Source organism: uncultured Massilia sp., assembly GCF_913773735.1.
GTDB lineage: Bacteria > Pseudomonadota > Gammaproteobacteria > Burkholderiales > Burkholderiaceae_D > Telluria.
The window spans coordinates 115,035-132,127 of sequence record NZ_CAJYEB010000042.1 but is presented as its reverse complement, the minus strand read 5'-3'; the positions used below and the strand labels follow the sequence as shown (position 1 = coordinate 132,127).

General features: G+C 67.8%; 19 protein-coding genes. 10 read left to right on the top strand and 9 right to left on the bottom strand.

Annotated features, from left to right (window positions below; all coding sequences use genetic code 11):
* Positions 1-53 precede the first annotated feature (53 nt).
* From prmC to QZ749_RS22320, 5 genes are all read right to left on the bottom strand, one after another.
* Positions 54-881 (bottom strand): peptide chain release factor N(5)-glutamine methyltransferase, encoded by an 828-nt coding sequence (prmC, locus tag QZ749_RS22340; protein ID WP_296951670.1) that lies wholly within the window; start codon positions 879-881, stop codon positions 54-56.
* A complete protein-coding gene (locus QZ749_RS22335) occupies positions 878-1,351 on the bottom strand; it encodes a disulfide bond formation protein B (protein ID WP_296951667.1) in 474 nt (157 codons plus the stop codon). The genes prmC and QZ749_RS22335 overlap by 4 nt, the downstream gene beginning before the upstream one ends.
* A gap of 201 nt (positions 1,352-1,552) precedes the next feature.
* Positions 1,553-2,629 (bottom strand): peptide chain release factor 1, encoded by a 1,077-nt coding sequence (gene prfA / locus QZ749_RS22330; RefSeq protein WP_296951664.1) that lies wholly within the window; start codon positions 2,627-2,629, stop codon positions 1,553-1,555.
* Between the two features lie 96 nt (positions 2,630-2,725).
* Entirely contained in the window at positions 2,726-4,009 is a 1,284-nt protein-coding gene (hemA, locus tag QZ749_RS22325; protein WP_296951662.1) for a glutamyl-tRNA reductase, read from the bottom strand.
* A 54-nt stretch (positions 4,010-4,063) separates the two neighbouring features.
* Positions 4,064-4,753: a response regulator transcription factor gene (locus QZ749_RS22320; protein WP_296951779.1), complete on the bottom strand. Its 690-nt coding sequence runs from the start codon at positions 4,751-4,753 to the stop codon at positions 4,064-4,066.
* 202 nt (positions 4,754-4,955) lie between these two features.
* On the opposite strand from QZ749_RS22320, the gene QZ749_RS22315 reads away from it, so the two are divergent.
* Entirely contained in the window at positions 4,956-5,474 is a 519-nt protein-coding gene (locus tag QZ749_RS22315) for a DUF697 domain-containing protein (RefSeq protein WP_296951658.1), read from the top strand.
* 33 nt (positions 5,475-5,507) lie between these two features.
* Here the strand turns inward: QZ749_RS22315 and minE are convergent, their stop codons facing one another.
* Genes minE through minC form a run of 3 tightly spaced genes read right to left on the bottom strand, consistent with a single transcriptional unit; the run spans position 5,508 to position 7,405 of the window.
* A complete protein-coding gene (minE, locus tag QZ749_RS22310) occupies positions 5,508-5,759 on the bottom strand; it encodes a cell division topological specificity factor MinE (protein ID WP_290413031.1) in 252 nt (83 codons plus the stop codon).
* Position 5,760: 1 nt separating this feature from the next.
* Positions 5,761-6,576 (bottom strand): septum site-determining protein MinD, encoded by an 816-nt coding sequence (minD, locus tag QZ749_RS22305; protein WP_296951652.1) that lies wholly within the window; start codon positions 6,574-6,576, stop codon positions 5,761-5,763.
* Positions 6,577-6,625: 49 nt separating this feature from the next.
* Positions 6,626-7,405, bottom strand: a complete 780-nt coding sequence (gene minC, locus QZ749_RS22300) for a septum site-determining protein MinC (RefSeq protein ID WP_296951650.1) — start codon at positions 7,403-7,405, stop codon at positions 6,626-6,628.
* Between the two features lie 393 nt (positions 7,406-7,798).
* Between minC and QZ749_RS22295 the strand changes: the two genes are divergently transcribed.
* From QZ749_RS22295 to QZ749_RS22255, 9 genes are all read left to right on the top strand, one after another.
* Positions 7,799-8,974 carry an acetyl-CoA C-acetyltransferase gene (locus tag QZ749_RS22295; protein WP_296951646.1) on the top strand — a complete coding sequence of 392 codons (1,176 nt, stop codon included), beginning with the start codon at positions 7,799-7,801 and terminating at the stop codon, positions 8,972-8,974.
* Positions 8,975-9,067: 93 nt separating this feature from the next.
* Positions 9,068-9,808, top strand: coding sequence for an acetoacetyl-CoA reductase (gene phbB, locus QZ749_RS22290; RefSeq protein ID WP_296951643.1), 741 nt, complete (start codon positions 9,068-9,070; stop codon positions 9,806-9,808).
* A 139-nt stretch (positions 9,809-9,947) separates the two neighbouring features.
* Positions 9,948-10,670: an AAA family ATPase gene (locus tag QZ749_RS22285; protein WP_296951640.1), complete on the top strand. Its 723-nt coding sequence runs from the start codon at positions 9,948-9,950 to the stop codon at positions 10,668-10,670.
* A gap of 74 nt (positions 10,671-10,744) precedes the next feature.
* Complete coding sequence (locus QZ749_RS22280) at positions 10,745-11,161, top strand: DUF2750 domain-containing protein (RefSeq protein ID WP_296951638.1); 417 nt, start codon at positions 10,745-10,747, stop codon at positions 11,159-11,161.
* Position 11,162: 1 nt separating this feature from the next.
* The gene (locus QZ749_RS22275) at positions 11,163-12,482 is read left to right on the top strand and encodes an amino acid deaminase (protein WP_296951634.1); all 1,320 of its coding nucleotides are present in this window, start codon (positions 11,163-11,165) and stop codon (positions 12,480-12,482) included.
* Positions 12,483-12,533: 51 nt separating this feature from the next.
* Positions 12,534-13,490, top strand: coding sequence for a prolyl aminopeptidase (gene pip, locus QZ749_RS22270; RefSeq protein WP_296951631.1), 957 nt, complete (start codon positions 12,534-12,536; stop codon positions 13,488-13,490).
* A 61-nt stretch (positions 13,491-13,551) separates the two neighbouring features.
* A complete protein-coding gene (locus QZ749_RS22265) occupies positions 13,552-13,998 on the top strand; it encodes a DUF2721 domain-containing protein (protein WP_296951629.1) in 447 nt (148 codons plus the stop codon).
* A gap of 39 nt (positions 13,999-14,037) precedes the next feature.
* Positions 14,038-14,493, top strand: a complete 456-nt coding sequence (locus tag QZ749_RS22260; protein ID WP_296951624.1) for a hypothetical protein — start codon at positions 14,038-14,040, stop codon at positions 14,491-14,493.
* Positions 14,494-14,563: 70 nt separating this feature from the next.
* Positions 14,564-16,600, top strand: a complete 2,037-nt coding sequence (locus tag QZ749_RS22255) for an NADPH-dependent 2,4-dienoyl-CoA reductase (RefSeq protein ID WP_296951623.1) — start codon at positions 14,564-14,566, stop codon at positions 16,598-16,600.
* Here the strand turns inward: QZ749_RS22255 and QZ749_RS22250 are convergent, their stop codons facing one another.
* Positions 16,601-17,002 (bottom strand): DoxX family protein, encoded by a 402-nt coding sequence (locus tag QZ749_RS22250; protein WP_296951622.1) that lies wholly within the window; start codon positions 17,000-17,002, stop codon positions 16,601-16,603.
* Between the last annotated feature and the right edge of the window lie 91 nt (positions 17,003-17,093).

Sequence of the window (17,093 nt, the reverse complement as noted above, 5' to 3'; positions counted from 1 at the left end):
AAACCGGTTGCGCGGGCCGCGCGCCGTCTTGCCGCCGTGGCGGCGATCGCGTGCTACGCCGCCAGCCGCCCGCCGCTGACCCGCTCGATGCCGGCCAGGTCGCGCCAGCTCTGCACCTCGGTGAAACCGCGCGCGGCCAGCAGCGCGCGCACGGCGGCGGCCTGGTCATAGCCGTGTTCCAGCAGCAGCCAGCCGGCGCCGGCGAGGCAGGCGGGGGCGCCCTCGACGAGGATGCGCAGCGCGGACAGGCCGTCCGCATGGTCGGTCAGCGCGCCCGCCGGCTCGAAGCGCAGGTCGCCCTGGGACAGGTGGGCGTCGCCGGCCGCGATGTAGGGGGGATTGGAGGCGATCACCTCGAAGCGGTCGGCCGCGTCCAGCGCTGCGAACCAGTCGCTGCGCAGGAAGTCCACGCGCGCGCCGTTGGCGGCGGCGTTGCGCCGGGCGATCTCGAGCGCCGCTTCGCTGACGTCCAACGCGGTGACGCGCGCGTCCGGCCGCGCATGCGCCGCCGCCACCGCGATCGCGCCGCTGCCGGTGCCCATGTCGAGCAGGCGCGCGCCGGCGGGCAGGCGTTCCAGCGCCAGTTCGACGATCAGTTCGGTGTCCGGGCGCGGAATCAGCACGGCCGCGCCGACCTCGAAGTCGAGGCCGAAGAATTCGCGCTTGCCGACGATGTAGGCGATCGGTTCGCCGTGCAGGCGGCGCGCCACCAGCGCGTCCAGGCGCGCCGCCTCGTCCGCGCCCAGCGGCTGGTCGGCGCGGGTGATCAGCTGGACGCGGCTCAGGCCCGTCGCATGGCACAGCAGGATGCGGTTCTCGAGCGGATCGAGCGGCAGCGCGGCCAGCGCCGCGCCCAGGGGCGTGCCGGCACGAACGGTCATCGGCCGGCGCGCCTTGCCAGCACGGCCACGAGGGCCAGGGTCAGCAGCACGAACCAGACGGCCGACCACTGCGGCACGGACAGGCCGAGCACCGTGTCCAGCGTCGCCTCGCAGAAGCCGTCGGCGCGGAACACCGAGGGCAGCAAGGTGGCGGTCGGGATCTTGTTCAACATGGTTTCCATCGGATCGATACCGCAGGAAAAGCCCGGGTGGGCGATCACGTACAGGTGCTTGCCGACGACGCCCAGGCCGCCGAGGGCGGACAGCAGCGCCAGGCCGGCGCAGGTCTTGATCTTGCCGGAGAACGCGCCGATCAGGCTGAAGATGCCGATACCCAGGAACAGGTAGCGCTGGATGATGCACAGCGGACAGGGCAGCATGTCCTTCGCGTGCTGCAGATAAAGGGCCGCGCCGACCAGGGCGAAGCTGATGGCGGCGATGGAAAGCAGGAGATTGCGGGACGAGGGCATAAAGCTTCCTGGTTGCGTGGTCGATGGAACAATCTTCGGATTCTCGCACAAGCGCAGCAGCGCCGTGCGGTCCGCCATTTTCACTCTGGCAACTTAGACCCAGCTTAGAACACCGGGGTCAGAGCCGGGGTCAGAGCCCCGTTTTGGTAAATTGCCAAAAATCGGGCTCTGACCCCGGCTCTGACCCCGGTTTGTTGTGGGTCAATCGCCCAGGGCGGCCAGTTGTTCGGCCTGGTGTTCGGCGGACAGGGCGTTCGTCAGTTCGGTCAGGTCGCCGTCCATGATCATGTCGAGCTTGTACAGCGTCAGGTTGATGCGGTGATCGGTCAGGCGGCCTTGCGGGAAGTTGTAGGTGCGGATGCGTTCGCTGCGGTCGCCCGAGCCGATCAGGCTCTTGCGGGTGGCCGCTTCCTTGCTCTGCTGTTCGCGCAGTTGCACGTCCTTGATGCGTGCCGCCAGCACCTTCATGGCCTGCGCCTTGTTCTTGTGCTGGCTGCGGTCGTCCTGGCATTCGACCACGATGCCGGTCGGCAGGTGGGTCAGGCGCACGGCGGAATCGGTCTTGTTGATGTGCTGGCCGCCCGCGCCGCTGGCGCGGTAGGTGTCGATGCGCAGGTCGGCCGGGTTGATGTTCACGTCCTCGACCTCGTCCGCTTCCGGCATCACGGCCACCGTGCAGGCCGAGGTGTGGATGCGGCCCTGCGTCTCGGTGGCCGGCACGCGCTGCACGCGGTGGCCGCCCGACTCGAATTTCAGCTTCGAATAGGCGCCCTGGCCGACCACGCGCACGATCACCTCGCGGTAGCCGCCCAGGTCGGACGGCGATTCGGACACCATCTCCACCTGCCAGCGGTTGCGCTCCGCATAGCGCGTGTACATGCGCAGCAGGTCGCCGGCGAACAGGGCCGATTCGTCGCCGCCGGTGCCGGCGCGGATCTCGAGGAAGATGTTGCGCTCGTCGTTCTCGTCCTTCGGCAGCAGCATCTTCTGCAGTTCGAGGTCGAGCGCGGCGATGCGTTCCCTGGCCGCATCGATCTCGTCCTGGGCGAATGCCTTCATGTCGGGATCGCCCAGCATCTCCTGCGCGGCGGCGATGTCGCCCTGCGCCGTCTGGTACTGGCGGTAGACGAGGACCAGCGGCTCGAGTTCGGCGCGCTCGCGGTTCATCTTGCGGAAGTTGTCCATGTTCGCGGTGGCGTCCTCGGACATCAGCAGTTCGTCCAGTTCGACGAGGCGGTTGGCCAGTTGGTCCAGCTTGGCCAGCATGGATGGTTTCATAGTATTCGGGTGTGAAGGAACGAACGGAGCCGCGGGGCGGCATGGGGCGGCGCCCGCCGCAGGATAGCAGAAGCGGGCGCGGACGGCGGAACGGTGCTAACGGCGGCCGCGGAACAGCTGCGGCAACAGGCTTGCCAGGCGCGCGCGCTCGTCGCCCTGGGCGCGGTGCAGCGCCTGCTGCGGGCCGTGCAGGAACTTGGCGGTCAGGCCCTTCGACAGCGCCTCGAGCACGGCGTCGACGTCCTCGCCGCGGGCGAGCAGCCTGCGCGCGCGCTCCAGCTCGGCCAGGCGCAGCGCCTCGCTGGAGTCGTGCATGTCGCGGATCACCGGCACCACGGCGCGGTCGCCGATCCAGTGCATGAAGGATTGCACGCGCGTCTCGATGATGGCCTCGGCCTGGGCAACGGCGGCCTGGCGGCTCTCGACGCCGCTTTTCACGACGTCGGCCAGGTCGTCGACCGTGTACAGGAAGGCGTCGCTCAGGCGCGCCACTTCCGGCTCGATGTCGCGCGGCACCGCCAGGTCGACCATGAACATCGGGCGGTGGCGGCGCGCCTTCAGCGCGCGCTCGACCAGGCCCTTGCCGATCAGCGGCAGCGTCGAGGCGGTCGAGGAAATCACGATGTCGAACTGCGGCAGCATGTCCGGCAGGTCGGCCAGGCGGATCGCGCGGCCCGAGAAGCGCGCGGCCAGCAGTTCGCCGCGCTCCAGGGTGCGGTTGGCGATGGTGATCGACTTCGGGTTCTGGGCCGCGAAGTGGGTGGCGCACAGCTCGATCATCTCGCCGGCGCCGATGAACAGCACGTTCTGCTCGCTGATGCGATCGAAGATGCGTTCCGACAGGCGCACCGCGGCGGCGGCCATCGACACGCTGTGGGCGCCGATCTCGGTGGTGGTGCGCACTTCCTTGGCGACGGCGAAGCTGCGCTGGAACAGCTGGTGCAGGTAGGTGCCCAGGCCGCCGGCCTGGTCGGCCACGCGCACCGCATCCTTCATCTGGCCCAGGATCTGCGCCTCGCCCAGCACCATCGAATCGAGGCCCGAGGCGACGCGGAAGGCGTGGCGCACGGCGTCGTGCTGCGGCAGCATGTACAGGTGGGGGCGCAGGTCGGCGAAGTTCAGCCGGTGGTAGTCGGCCAGGAAGCGCGCCGAGGCGTCGAGCGGATCGGGCGCGTCGCTGGCGGCATACATCTCGGTGCGGTTGCAGGTCGAGAGCAGCGCCGCCTCGTGCTCGCCGTGGGCGTCGCGGCTGTTATGGCTGGAAAACCAGCCGCGCGCCGCCTGCACCGCCGCGCCCAGCTGCTCCGGCCCCAGCGCCAGTTGCTCGCGCAGGGAAACCGGTGCGGTGGTGTGGTTCAGGCCGACGGCAAGGAGTTGCATGGTTGATCAAAAATTAGGCAGTCCGCGCATTATACCCCGATTGCGCGCAGGGTTTCATGCCCCCAGCTTTTCCAGACGGTATCCATAACTATAGACAGGGACCAGGCGGAAACCGTTTTCCGGCCGCAGGCGCAGCTTGTTGCGCACGCGCGAAACGTGGGTATCCATCGTACGCGACGGTACCGCGGTCTCGCGCACCCAGATCGATTCGTGGATGTAGGCGCGCGACAGCGGACGGCCGAGGTTGCGGAAGAACAACAGGGCGAGGTTGAATTCCTTGTGGGTCACATCGATCTGTTCGCCATCCATCATCAGGCGGCCCGGACGGGTTTCGAAGATGTACGGACCGAACTGCAGCTGCTCGGCGCCGTTCTGCGACGGGTAGGCGCGGCGCAGCAGGGCCTGCACGCGGGCCACCAGTTCGCCGCGGCGCAGCGGCTTGACCAGGTAGTCGTCGGCGCCGGCGGTGACGCCGGCCACGATGTCGTCCTCGGCCGAGCTGCCGGCCAGGAACATGGTCGGCGTGTTCGGCGCCATTTTTTCCTTGGCGCGACGCAATACTTCGGTGGCCGGCACATCGTTGACCTGCCAGTCGACGATCAGGAGATCGGTGCTGTCCTTGCGCAACTGCCCCAACATGTCTTTGCCGTTATGAAACGCCTGGCAGCTATGTCCAGCGCCATTCAAAACCTGGCAGATGAGTTCTGCCTGGGAGTTATCGTTATCCAGTACGGCTATTCTCATGATGGGGCTGTCTCGACAGTTGTAACTGAGTTGATGTAGGAACACTCCTACAATGTCACTAAATATAACAGACATCCAAAAAGCAATGCTACTCATGCCGAAAATAAATTCACATTTTCGTTGGGTAATTACGTCACACTCGTGACAGCTTGCCAACGGACTCGCGGTTACACTGGGGCTGACGCAGCCGATCGGAGGGAATATGTTCAAAAAGAGGAAGCCTGGTAGTGAACTGGTATTGCTGCCCGTTTCAAATGACGAAATTGAGCAAGTCCGCGAGCATTGCCGGGCGCTGGTGCGCAAGCGCGCCGTCATCTCGGCCGGCGTGGCCGCGGTACCGATACCAGGAGTCGACATCGCCGCCGACCTGACCAGCTTCGCCAGCATGGTCGAAGACATCAATCGTGCGTTCGGCCTGACGCCGGAACAGATCGAAAGGTTGAATCCACGCATGCGCGTGGTTGCCTACCAGGCAGTCGGCACGCTGGGTGGAATGTTGGTCGGCAAGCTGGTCACGAAAGAATTGGTGATCAAGTTGCTGCAAAAGTCGGGCGCCAAGCTGGCCGCCAAGTCGGCGGCCAAGGTCGTGCCGCTGGCGGGCCAGATCGCCTCGGCGGCGATCGGCTTCGCGCTGTTCCGGCAGATGGGGTACCAGCACGTCGAGGCGTGCGTGAAGGTGGCGCGCGAGGTGGTGCTCAACGCGCCGCAGGAAAAGGAATAGGGGAGGTGCCGCCGGCCGGCCCGGCGGCGCGACTCAGGCGTCCGGCAGGACGACGTTGACGTCGAGCACTTCCAGGTTGCCCTGGCGGTCGAGCGAGATCTTGATGTCTTCGGCGTTGACCTTGGTGTACTTCGAGATCACCTCGATCAGCTCGCGATGCAGCGCGGGCAGGAAATCCGGGCCCGCGCGGTTGGTGCGCTCGCGGGCGATGATGATTTGCAGCCTTTCCTTCGCCGCATTCGCGCTTTTCTGTTTCTGAGGAAACAGGAATGAAAGCAAGGCCATATTACTTTACCCCAAACAAACGCTGCAGGAGACCGGGCTTCTCGTAGTTGGTAAAGCGCAGCGGGACGTCTTCGCCGAGGAAGCGCGCGACGACGTCCTGGTAGGCTTGCGCCACGCTGGTCTCCTTGAAATGGATGGCCGGATTGCCCTGGTTCGATGCATGCAGCACCGCTTCGGATTCCGGGATGATACCGATCAACGGAATGCGCAGGATCTCCTGCACGTCCTGGTAGGACAGCATTTCGTCCGCTTCGACGCGGCGCGGCGAATAGCGCGTGATCAAGAGGTGTTCCTTGACCGGCTCGCCGCCGCTCTGGGCGCGGCGCGACTTGGCCTGCAGGATGCCGAGGATGCGGTCGGAGTCGCGCACCGACGAGACTTCGGGGTTGGTGACGATGATCGCCTCGTCGGCGAAGGTCAGCGCCATCAGCGCGCCGTGCTCGATGCCGGCCGGAGAGTCGCAGATGATGTAATCGAAACCCATCTGGACCAGCTCGTTCAGCACGCGCTCGACGCCTTCCTCGGTCAGCGCGTCCTTGTCGCGCGTCTGCGAGGCCGGCAGGATGAACAGGTTGTCGCAGTGCTTGTCCTTGATCAGCGCCTGGGTCAGGCTGGCTTCGCGGTTGATGACGTTGACCAGGTCATACACGACGCGGCGCTCGCAACCCATGATCAGGTCGAGATTGCGCAGGCCGACGTCGAAGTCGATCACCGCCGTCTTGTGGCCGCGCAACGCCAGGCCGGTCGAGAAACTGGCGCTCGAAGTGGTCTTGCCCACACCGCCCTTGCCGGACGTTACAACAATAATTCTTGCCATGAAAGATCTGAGTCCTTTTCAGTTCTGGGAGTGCCGAAAGATCCGGTGTTCAGTTGCGACTCGCCGAACCCAGCGATGATATCTCGATTCGGTCGCCGACCAAACGGATTTGTACTGGCTGGCGCGCCATGTCTGCGGGCACGCCTTCGTCGAACGTGCGATACACGCCGGCGATCGATACGAGTTCCGGCGCCAATTGCATCGCGAAGATGCGCGCCGCGGCATTGCCCGAGGCGCCGGCCAGCGCGCGGCCGTGGAGCGGCGCGTACACGTGGATGCTGCCGTCGGCGATCAGTTCGGCGCCATTGTTGACCACGGCGGTGACGATCAGGTCGGTGCCGCGTGCGTAGATGCGCTGGCCGGCGCGCACCGGGGTATCGATGACCACGGCCGGCGTGAAGGCGGGCGCGGCCGGCGCCAGGGTCGGCGCCGCCGCGGGGGCGGCAGGTGCCGGCGCCGCCGGGGCCGGCGCCGCGTCGTTGTCCGCATGCGGGCGCGCATGCGCGCCCGAGCCGTCGTCCAGGAACAGGTCGTGCGCGCGGATCACGTCGTGCAGCGCGGGTGGCGCGCCGCGCACCGCCACGGCGTTCAGGCGGTAGCGCTTGAGCAGGGCGACCAGCGCTTCCCAGTCGATCTGGGCCGCGTCCTCGGCGATGCCCGCGACGTCGATGACGGCGAACTCGTCCTCGAAGAAGTCCGACACGCCCCCCGTCATCTGCTTCAGCGCGGCATCGATCGCGACCGGATCCGCCGAATGCAGGATGGTCGAAATGGCCACGACCGTGGATATCTTGATCTCGATGGGCAGGGAGCTCTGGCTATTTGTCATGGGGAATGTGGTTGGGCACTAGCCCGAGCATTCTACTGTGAAATTTATTAAAACGGGAAAGGTTCCGCAACCGTGCTTATGGTCGGCAACGCCTGTTTCTTGGGGTAAAAATCGAGGCAAAAAACATGCTCTGCAATAACACAATTGCCGCAAATCTTCGGTCGTTTTCTTGAATAAGCTGATAAGATTGATTTTGCTTAAACATTCGCTATGTGAAGTAGATAACATTGTTGGCTTCGGTCCAAGCATGGGCAAAAACTTCGAATCGCTCGTCATCCACGCGCCAGGCTGCCGTGGCGCGACGACGGCCGCTTGCCCGCGGACCGGCATGCCGACAGCAGGGCTGTCCATCAATGAACCCCGGCCGCTGGGGCCGGGCTACCGGAGACTGATATGGAAGACGTCGTAATCGTGGCCGCCGGCCGAACCGCCATCGGCAAATTCGGGGGCACGCTGGCCAAGATTCCCGCCACCGAGCTGGGCGCCACGGTGATCAAGCACCTGCTGGCCAAGACCGGCATCGATCCGGCCTCGGTCAGCGAGGTCATCATGGGCCAGGTGCTCACCGCCGGCGCCGGCCAGAACCCGGCGCGCCAGGCCGTCATCAAGAGCGGCCTGCCGGAAAGCGTGCCGGCCTCCACCCTCAACGTCGTGTGCGGCTCGGGCCTGCGCGCCACCCACCTGGCGGCGCAGGCCATCAAGGCCGGCGACGCCTCGATCGTGATCGCCGGCGGCCAGGAAAACATGAGCGCCTCGCCGCACGTGCTGAACGGCTCGCGCGACGGTTTCCGCATGGGCGACGCCAAGCTGACCGACACGATGATCGTCGACGGCCTGTGGGACGTGTACAACCAGTACCACATGGGCGTGACGGCCGAGAACGTGGCCAAGAAATACGAGATCTCGCGCGCCGAGCAGGACGAGTTCGCGCTGCAGTCGCAGCTCAAGGCCGAGGCCGCCATGAAGGAAGGCAAGTTCAAGGACGAGATCGTCCCGGTCGAGATCGTGTCCAAGAAGGGCACCGTCGTGTTCGATACCGACGAGTACCCGAAGCATGGCGCCACGCTGGAAGGCCTGGCCAGCCTGCGTCCGGCCTTCAACAAGGAAGGCAGCGTCACCGCCGGCAACGCGTCCGGCCTGAACGACGGCGCCGCCGCCGTGATCATGATGTCGGCCTCCAAGGCCAAGGAACTGGGCCTGACCCCGCTGGCGAAGATCAAGGCCTATGCGCTGACCGGCCTGAACCCGGCCATCATGGGCATGGGGCCGGTGTCGGCCGCCACGCTGTGCCTGGAAAAGGCCGGCTGGACCCACGACGAGGTCGACCTGATGGAAATCAACGAAGCCTTCGCCGCCCAGGCCGTCGCCGTCAACAAGCAGATGGGCTGGGACACCTCGAAGATCAACGTCAACGGCGGCGCCATCGCGCTGGGCCACCCGATCGGCGCCTCCGGCGCGCGCGTGCTGGTCACGCTGCTGCACGAGATGGTGCGCCGCGACGCCAAGAAGGGACTGGCGAGCCTGTGCATCGGCGGCGGCATGGGCGTGGCCCTGGCGGTCGAGCGCTGAGCGGGCAGGCGTGCGGCCGGCCGCGTGCAGGCGGCCGCACGCGCAGCAATCCAGGTAATTTCGAACCACAGTACTGAAAAACAGGAGAAGACAATGGCTAGAGTGGCATTAGTGACCGGTGGCATGGGTGGCCTCGGCGAAGCAATCTGCATCAAACTGGCGGCACTCGGCTACAGCGTCGTGACGACCTACTCGCCCGGCAGCAAGAAGGCCGAAGGCTGGCTGGCGTCGATGCGCGAGCAGGGCCAGGACTTCAAGGCCTACGAATGCGACGTGTCCGACTACGATTCGGCCCAGGCCTGCGTGGCCAGGGTGGCGCAGGAAGTCGGCCCGGTCGACGTGCTGGTGAACAATGCCGGTATCACGCGCGACATGACCTTCAAGAAGATGGACAAGGTCAACTGGGACGCGGTCATGAAGACGAACCTGGATTCCGTGTTCAACATGACCAAGCCGGTCGCCGACGGCATGGTCGAACGCGGCTGGGGCCGGATCATCAACATCTCGTCGGTCAACGGCCAGAAGGGCGCCTTCGGCCAGACCAACTACTCGGCGGCCAAGGCCGGCATCCATGGCTTCACCAAGGCGCTGGCGCTGGAAGTGGCGCGCAAGGGCGTGACCGTGAACACCATCTCGCCGGGCTACATCGGCACCAAGATGGTTACCGACATCCCGAGCGAGGTGCTGGAATCGAAGATCCTGCCGCAGATCCCGATGGGCCGCCTGGGCAAGCCCGAAGAAGTGGCCGGCCTGGTCGCCTACCTGTCCTCGGACGAAGCGGCGTTCGTGACCGGCGCCAACATCGCCATCAACGGCGGTCAGCACATGCAGTAAGGTAGTATTGTCACCAGACCCGTCGTCCCGGCACAGGCCGGGATCCAAGTGCTGCGCACGTGATCGAAGCGCGTGCACATTGGGTCCCGGCCTGCGCCGGGACGATGTTTTTTGCCGGTCCGGATCCGCTGGAGCCGCCATGTCCCTCGCCGCCAAGCCCTACCTGCGCTCGGTCCACATCGACCCGCGTGCCGCCATCGACGTCACGCGCTACCCCTTCGACATCCCGGCCGTGCGCGACATGGGCCTGCTCGAGCCGCATCCCGACGTGACGTTTTTCGTGGGAGAAAACGGCGCCGGCAAGTCGACGGTGCTGGAAGCGATCGCGGTGGCGCTCGGCTTGCCGGCCGAGGGCGGCTCGCGCAACGTCCACCGCGTCCAGCAGGAAGCGTCGCCGCTGCACGCCGTGCTGCGCCTGGCCAAGGGCTGGAAGCGCCCGCGCTTTTCCTACTTCCTGCGCGCCGAGAGCCTGTTCAACGTATTCACCTACCTCGACGAACTCCCGCCCGGCGGCGGCCCGTCGCTGCACCTGCGCTCGCACGGCGAATCCTTCATGGACGTGCTGCAAGGCTTCGGCGGCGACGGCCTGTACCTGCTGGACGAGCCGGAGGCGGCGCTGTCCCCGAGCCGCCAGCTGGCCGCGCTGGCCGTCATCGACCGGCTGGTGAAGGCCGGCGCCCAGTTCATCATCGCCACCCATTCGCCGATCCTGCTGGCCTATCCGCGCGCGAAGCGCCTGGCCTTCGACGCCACCGGCATCACGGAAGTCGCCTACGAGGACACCGAGCACTACGCCATCACGCGCGATTTCCTGAACCACTATCCCCGCCGCCTCGAACAATTGCTCGATGACGAGGAATGAAGGCTGCGCCGCGCTGCCTCCCGCTTGGCGTATCCTCGGAGCGACGGCGGCCGCCGGGCCCGGTGGAGAAGGCGATGACGATCGATGCGCAACAACTGAAGGAAACGGTCAGGCTGCCGGCGCCGCAGCGCTACACGGTGTTTGTCGCCGACGTGGCGCGCAGCGGCGTCGCGTGGGGCCTGTACCGCAACGGCTGGGCGCTGGCGACGAAGGACGACGGCACCCTGGTGTTCGCGATGTGGCCGCAGCGCGAATTCGCGCAGCTGTGCGCCGAGTTCGAATGGGAAGGCTACGAGGCGCAGGCGTTCGGCCTGGACGAGCTGCTCGACGGCCTGCTGCCCCAGCTGCAGCAGGACGGCATCGTGCCCGGCATCTTCCGCACCCCGGGGTCGAAGGGCACGATGCCGACGCCCGGCCTGCTGCGCGCCGACCTGCAGGACGAACTGAAGCGACAGGAATCGATGCGGCGAGCCCGCGCTGGAGACGACTGAGATGAATCCCCTGCTGCCCGGCGGCCTGGCCCTGTCCGGCCTCGATGAACAACTGCTGCCGCCCGGCACCAAGGGCCTGGCCGTCACGGCACCGCTGCGCCAGGGCGCGATCGGCGTGCAGGGCTGGAACGTGCTGCACGGCGACACCAGCTACCCGGTCGCCGTGCTCAAGACGTCCGTCGTGCGCCACAACCTGGAATGGATGCGCGACTTCTGCCTGCGCCACGGCGTGTCGCTGGCGCCGCACGGCAAGACGACGATGTGCCCGCAGCTGTTCGGCGCGCAACTGGCGCACGGCGCCTGGGGCATCACGCTGGCCAATGCCGTGCAGGTGCAGGTGGCGCACCGCTTCGGCGTGCGCCGCGCGCTGCTGGCCAACGAGCTGGTGGCGCGCAGCGACGTGCGCGCCTTGCTGCGGCTGCTGCGCGACGATCCCGACTTCGAATGCGTCGTGCTGGCCGATTCGCTGGCCGGGGTGGCGCGCCTGGCCGAGGAAGTCGCCTTGCACCCGCTGGCGCGCCCGCTGCCGGTGCTGGTCGAGCTGGGCCTGCCCGGCAAGCGCGCCGGCTGCCGCACGCTCGACGCGGCGCTGACGGTCGCGCGCGCCGTCGCGCATGCGCCCGGGCTGGCGCTGGCCGGCTTCGAGGGCTACGAGGGCCTGCTGGTGTCGGACGACCGCGCGGCCGACCTGCGCGCCGTCGCCGCCTTCGTGGCCGACCTGGGCGCGCTGGTGCGCGAGGCCGACGACGAAGGCCTGTTCGGCGCCGGCGAGGTGCTGGTGACGGCCGGCGGCTCGGCCTATTTCGACCTGGTGGCGCGCGGCCTGCGCGCGCTGCCCGGCTTGTCGCGGCCGCTGCGCGTCGTGCTGCGCAGCGGCTGCTACGTCACCAGCGACCACGGCATGTACCTGGACGCGATCGCCGAGCTGGACGTGCGCGAGGGCATCGATCCCGGCGCCGGCCTGCGCCCGGCGCTGGAAGTCTGGAGCGTGGTGCTGTCGCGCCCTGAGCCGGGCCTGGCGATCCTGTCGATGGGCAAGCGCGACGCCTCGCACGATGCCGGCCTGCCGGTCGCGCTGTACCGCCACGCTCCCGGACCCGGCACGCCGCAGCGGCTGCCGGACGGCTGCGCGATCGCCAGGATGAACGACCAGCACGCCTACCTGTCGCTGCCCGAGGGGCCGGTGCGCGAACTGCTGGCGGTGGGCGACCTGGTCGGCTGCGGCATCTCGCACCCGTGCACGACCTTCGACCGCTGGCAGCTGCTGCTGGGCGTGGACGACGACTACACGGTACGCCAGGGACTGAACACCTTTTTTTAGGGCGGCCGGGCGGCTACAATCGACCGTCGCCCATCCGTTCCCCAGACCGCCATGACCGCCATGCCTCCGTCGCTGTACCCGCCCATCCTCCCGAACCGCCACGGCATGCTGGCCGTCGACGCGCTGCACACGATCTACTGGGAGGAGGTGGGCAACCCGAACGGCATCCCGGTCGTCTTCCTGCACGGCGGCCCCGGCGCCGGCCTGTCGCCGCAGCACCGCCGCTTCTTCGACCCGGCCGCCTACCGCGTGATCCTGTTCGACCAGCGTGGCGCCGGCAAGTCGACCCCGCTGGGCGAGTGGCGCAACAACACCACGCAACTGCTGATCGAGGACATCGAACGCCTGCGCGCCATGTTCGGCATCGAGCGCTGGCTGGTGTTCGGTGGTTCCTGGGGTTCCACGCTGGCGCTGGCGTACGGCCAGGCCCATCCCGAGCGCTGCCTGGGCTTCGTGCTGCGCGGGATCTTCCTGTGCACGCCGGGCGAGATCGACTTCTTCCTGTACGGCATGCGCTGGTTCTATCCGGAGCTGTACGAGGAATTCGTGGCGCCGATCCCGCTCGAGGAGCGCGGCGACCTGCTGGGGGCCTATACCCGGCGCCTGCTGTGCGACGATCCGGCGCAGTACTGGCCGGCGGCGCGCGCCTGGAGCCGCTTCGAGGGGCGCCGCGTGTTCCTGCTGCCGCAGGAAGAGGACCACCCGTCCGACACGCTCGACCTGGGCGTCGGCCGGCTCGAGTCGCACTACATGGCCAACGGCGGCTTCCTCGAGGACGACCAGCTGGTGCGCGACGTCGGGCGCATCGCCCACCTGCCGGCCGTGATCGTGCAGGGCCGCTACGACGTGATCTGCCCGCCGCTGTCGGCGTACCGCCTGCACCAGGCCTGGCCCGGCTCGCGCCTGCGCATGATCCCGGACGCCGGCCACGGCGCGCTGGAGACCGGCATCGCGCGCGCCCTGGTCGGCGCCACCGAGCAGTTCAAGCGCCACGGTCGTTTCGAGTGAAGCGGGACGCGCTGCTACACTATTGACAACACACCCACCACGCGACGAAGCAAGCCAGCGAATGAACATCCAGATCAGCGACATCGGCCACATCATCCAACTGGCGATCGCGCCCGTCTTCCTGCTGACCGGCGTGGCGACCAAGCTCACGGTGCTGATGAACCGCCTGGCGCGGATCATCGACCGCACCCGCGTGCTGCGCGACGCGCTGCGCAAGGGACCGGATCCGGAATACCGCGAAGAGCTGGACGTGCTGTACCAGCGCTGGCAGCTGATCAACTACGCGCTGACCGGCAGCACCATCTGCGGCTTCCTCGTGTGCCTGGTGATCGCCTGCCTGTTCCTGGGCGATACCACCGACATCCAGCTCGACAAGTACATCGCCGGCATGTTCGTGCTGGCGATGGTCGCCCTGATCGCCAGCTTCGTGTTCCTGCTGCGCGAAACCTTCGTCTCGTTCCGCTACATGCGCATGCACATGCACGACTACCCGAACATCGTGCAGTGACCGCGCCGACCCACCTACCGACACCGAATCGAGACCATCATGCAAGACTACCAACGTCCTCCGACCCTGCACCGCTATGGCATGCGCACCGACCTGGAACAGGCGCTGACCGCCGGCCAGTTCCGCCTGACGCCGTCCGGCGGCTTCCTGATCCTGACCTTTTCCAGCGCCTGGGACCGCGACCTGTTCGACATGCTCGGCCCGGCCGACAGCTGCCTGGTCATCCACAACAGCGAGGAGTTCGGCGAGCGCCTGCACCGCGCCGTGCAGCGCACGCTGCCCAACTGGGCCGGCATCGACGGCCCGGTCGAATACGGCATCCGCTCGCGCCTGGGCCAGGCCTTCTCGGCGCCCATCGCGCAGGCGCGCGAAAAGGTGTGGAAGTTCGCCTGGCGCTCGATGTCGCCGCAGGCCAGCCTGAACCCGGTCGTGGTGCGCATCGGCAGCATCGAGCAGTTCGCCGAGCTGCGTTCGCCCGAGAGCTACCCGGTGTAACGCCGTTTAGAGGCACGGCTCCAGCGAATCCCGGTGTAATGCCGGGATTGTTTTTTCTTCGCCTTCACCGATGCCCGACACCACGCCTTATCCGCACCTGCTCGCGCCGCTCGACCTCGGCTTCACCACGCTGAAGAACCGCGTGATCATGGGCTCGATGCATACCGGGCTCGAAGACCGTTTCTACCATTACGGCAAGCTGGCCGCGTTCTACCGCGAACGGGCGCGCGGCGGCGTCGGCCTGATCGTCACCGGCGGCATCTCGCCGAACCGCCAGGGCTGGCTGCTGCCCTTCGGCGGCACGCTCAACGTCGCCGGCGACGTGCTCAACCACCGCCGCGTGACGCGCGCCGTGCACGCGGAGGGCGGCAAGATCCTGCTGCAGATCCTGCACGCCGGACGCTACGGCTACCAGCCCCTGGTCGTGTCGGCCTCCGCCCTGAAGTCGCCGATCTCGCCGTTCAAGCCGAAGGCGCTGGACGAGCGCGGCATCGAGCAGACCATCGCCGCCTACGTGCGTTGCGCGCGCCTGGCCCGGCGCGCCGGCTACGACGGCGTCGAGGTGATGGGCAGCGAAGGCTACCTGATCAACCAGTTCCTGTGCGCGCGCACCAACCGCCGCACCGACCGCTGGGGCGGCGCCATCGGCAACCGCATGCGCCTGGCCGTGGAGATCGTGCGCCGCATCCGCGCCGCCGTCGGGCGCGACTTCATCATCATGCACCGCCATTCCGTGCTCGACCTGGTCGAGGGCGGCAACACCTGGGACGAGATCGTGGAAAGCGCCCGCGCGCTGGAAGCGGCCGGCGCCACCATCCTGAACACCGGCTACGGCTGGCACGAGGCGCGCATCCCGACCATCGTCACCTCGGTGCCGCGCGCCGTCTTCGCGTCGGTGGCGGCGCGCCTGAAGCAGGCGGTGGGCATCCCGGTGGTGGCCTCGAACCGCATCAACATGCCGGTGGACGCCGAGCGCCTGCTGGCGCAGGGCCAGGCCGACCTGGTGTCGATGGCGCGGCCCTTCCTGGCCGATCCGGACTGGGTGGCCAAGGCCGCCGCCGGCCATGCCGACCGCATCAATACCTGCATCGCCTGCAACCAGGCCTGCCTGGACCACACGTTCGCCAACCGGCGCGCCTCCTGCCTCGTCAATCCGCGCGCCTGCCACGAGACGACGCTGGTGTATCGCCCGACCGCCGCGAGGCGCCGCATCGCCGTGGTCGGCGCCGGCCCGGCCGGGCTGTCGGCGGCCACGGTGGCGGCCCGGCGTGGCCACGCGGTGACCCTGTTCGACGCGGCGGACCGCATCGGCGGCCAGTTCAACGTGGCCATGCGCATCCCCGGCAAGGAAGAATTCGCCGAGACCATCCGCTACTTCGGGCGCGAGCTGGAACTGTCCGGTGTCGACGTCCGCCTGGGGACGCGCGCGACGCGAGAGGACCTGCTGGCGGGCGGCTACGACGACGTGATCGTCGCCACCGGCGTGACCGTGCGCCATCCGCGCATCGCGGGCATCGCGCATCCGAAAGTATTGTCCTACCTGGACGTGCTGCGCGGCGGCGCGCAGGTAGGGCCCCGCGTGGCGATCGTGGGCGCCGGCGGCATCGGCTTCGACACGGCCGAGTTCCTGCTGCACGACCCGCAGGCGCCGCTGCCCGTGCCGGTGGACGACTGGATGGAAGAATGGGGCGTCGACCCGCGGGTCGCCACGCCGGGCGGCCTGGCGCCGCCGCGCGCGCCGGCACCGGTGCGCCGCATCTGGCTGCTGCAGCGCAAGACCACCCGGCCCGGCGCCGGCCTGGGCAAGACCACCGGCTGGGTGCACCGCGCCACGCTGGCGCGCAACGGCGTGACGATGATGGCGGGCGTGCAGTACGAACGCATCGACGATGCCGGCCTGCACATCGTGGTCGGCGGCCACAACCAGCTGCTGGACGTGGACAACGTCGTGATCTGCGCCGGGCAGGAAAGCCTGGCGGACCTGATGCCCCCGGACGGCGCCAGGGGCGGGCCGCGCTTCCACAAGATCGGCGGGGCCGCGCTGGCGGCGGAGCTGGACGCCAAGCGCGCGATCCGCGAAGGGGCGGAACTGGCGGCGCGCTTGTGACTACGCGCTGGCCGGCCGGCCGCGCCATTGCCGCGCAACGAAGGCGGCCACCGCGAAGAAGACCAGGTTGACGGGCAGCACCGACCATTCGCCGCGCGACGCATGGAACAGCAGCGCGCAGGCCTGCAGCGCCATGCAGCCATGGGCCGCCGGCACCGTCAGGCCGGGCCGGATGCCGGTGAGCGCCGGCAGCACGATCCCGACGGCGCCGGCCAGGTCGACGAGGCCCAGCAGCCGCACGGCCGGCGCCGGCAGCTCGCCGGTCCAGGGCCACATCGCCGCCAGCTGCGCGATGGGTTGCGTCAGCTTCATCCAGGCGGCCCAGGCGAAGGAGATGGCGATGAAGGACTGGGCGAGCCAGAGCAGGACGGGCAGGGCACGCGGACGCGTCGGTGTCGGCATGGGGATTCCGTGGTGAGGTCGATGAAGGCTCCATTACAGCACCGGCCGAGCGCCGGCCATGAGAGCGGAACTGCCAGAAGAATGCACGATC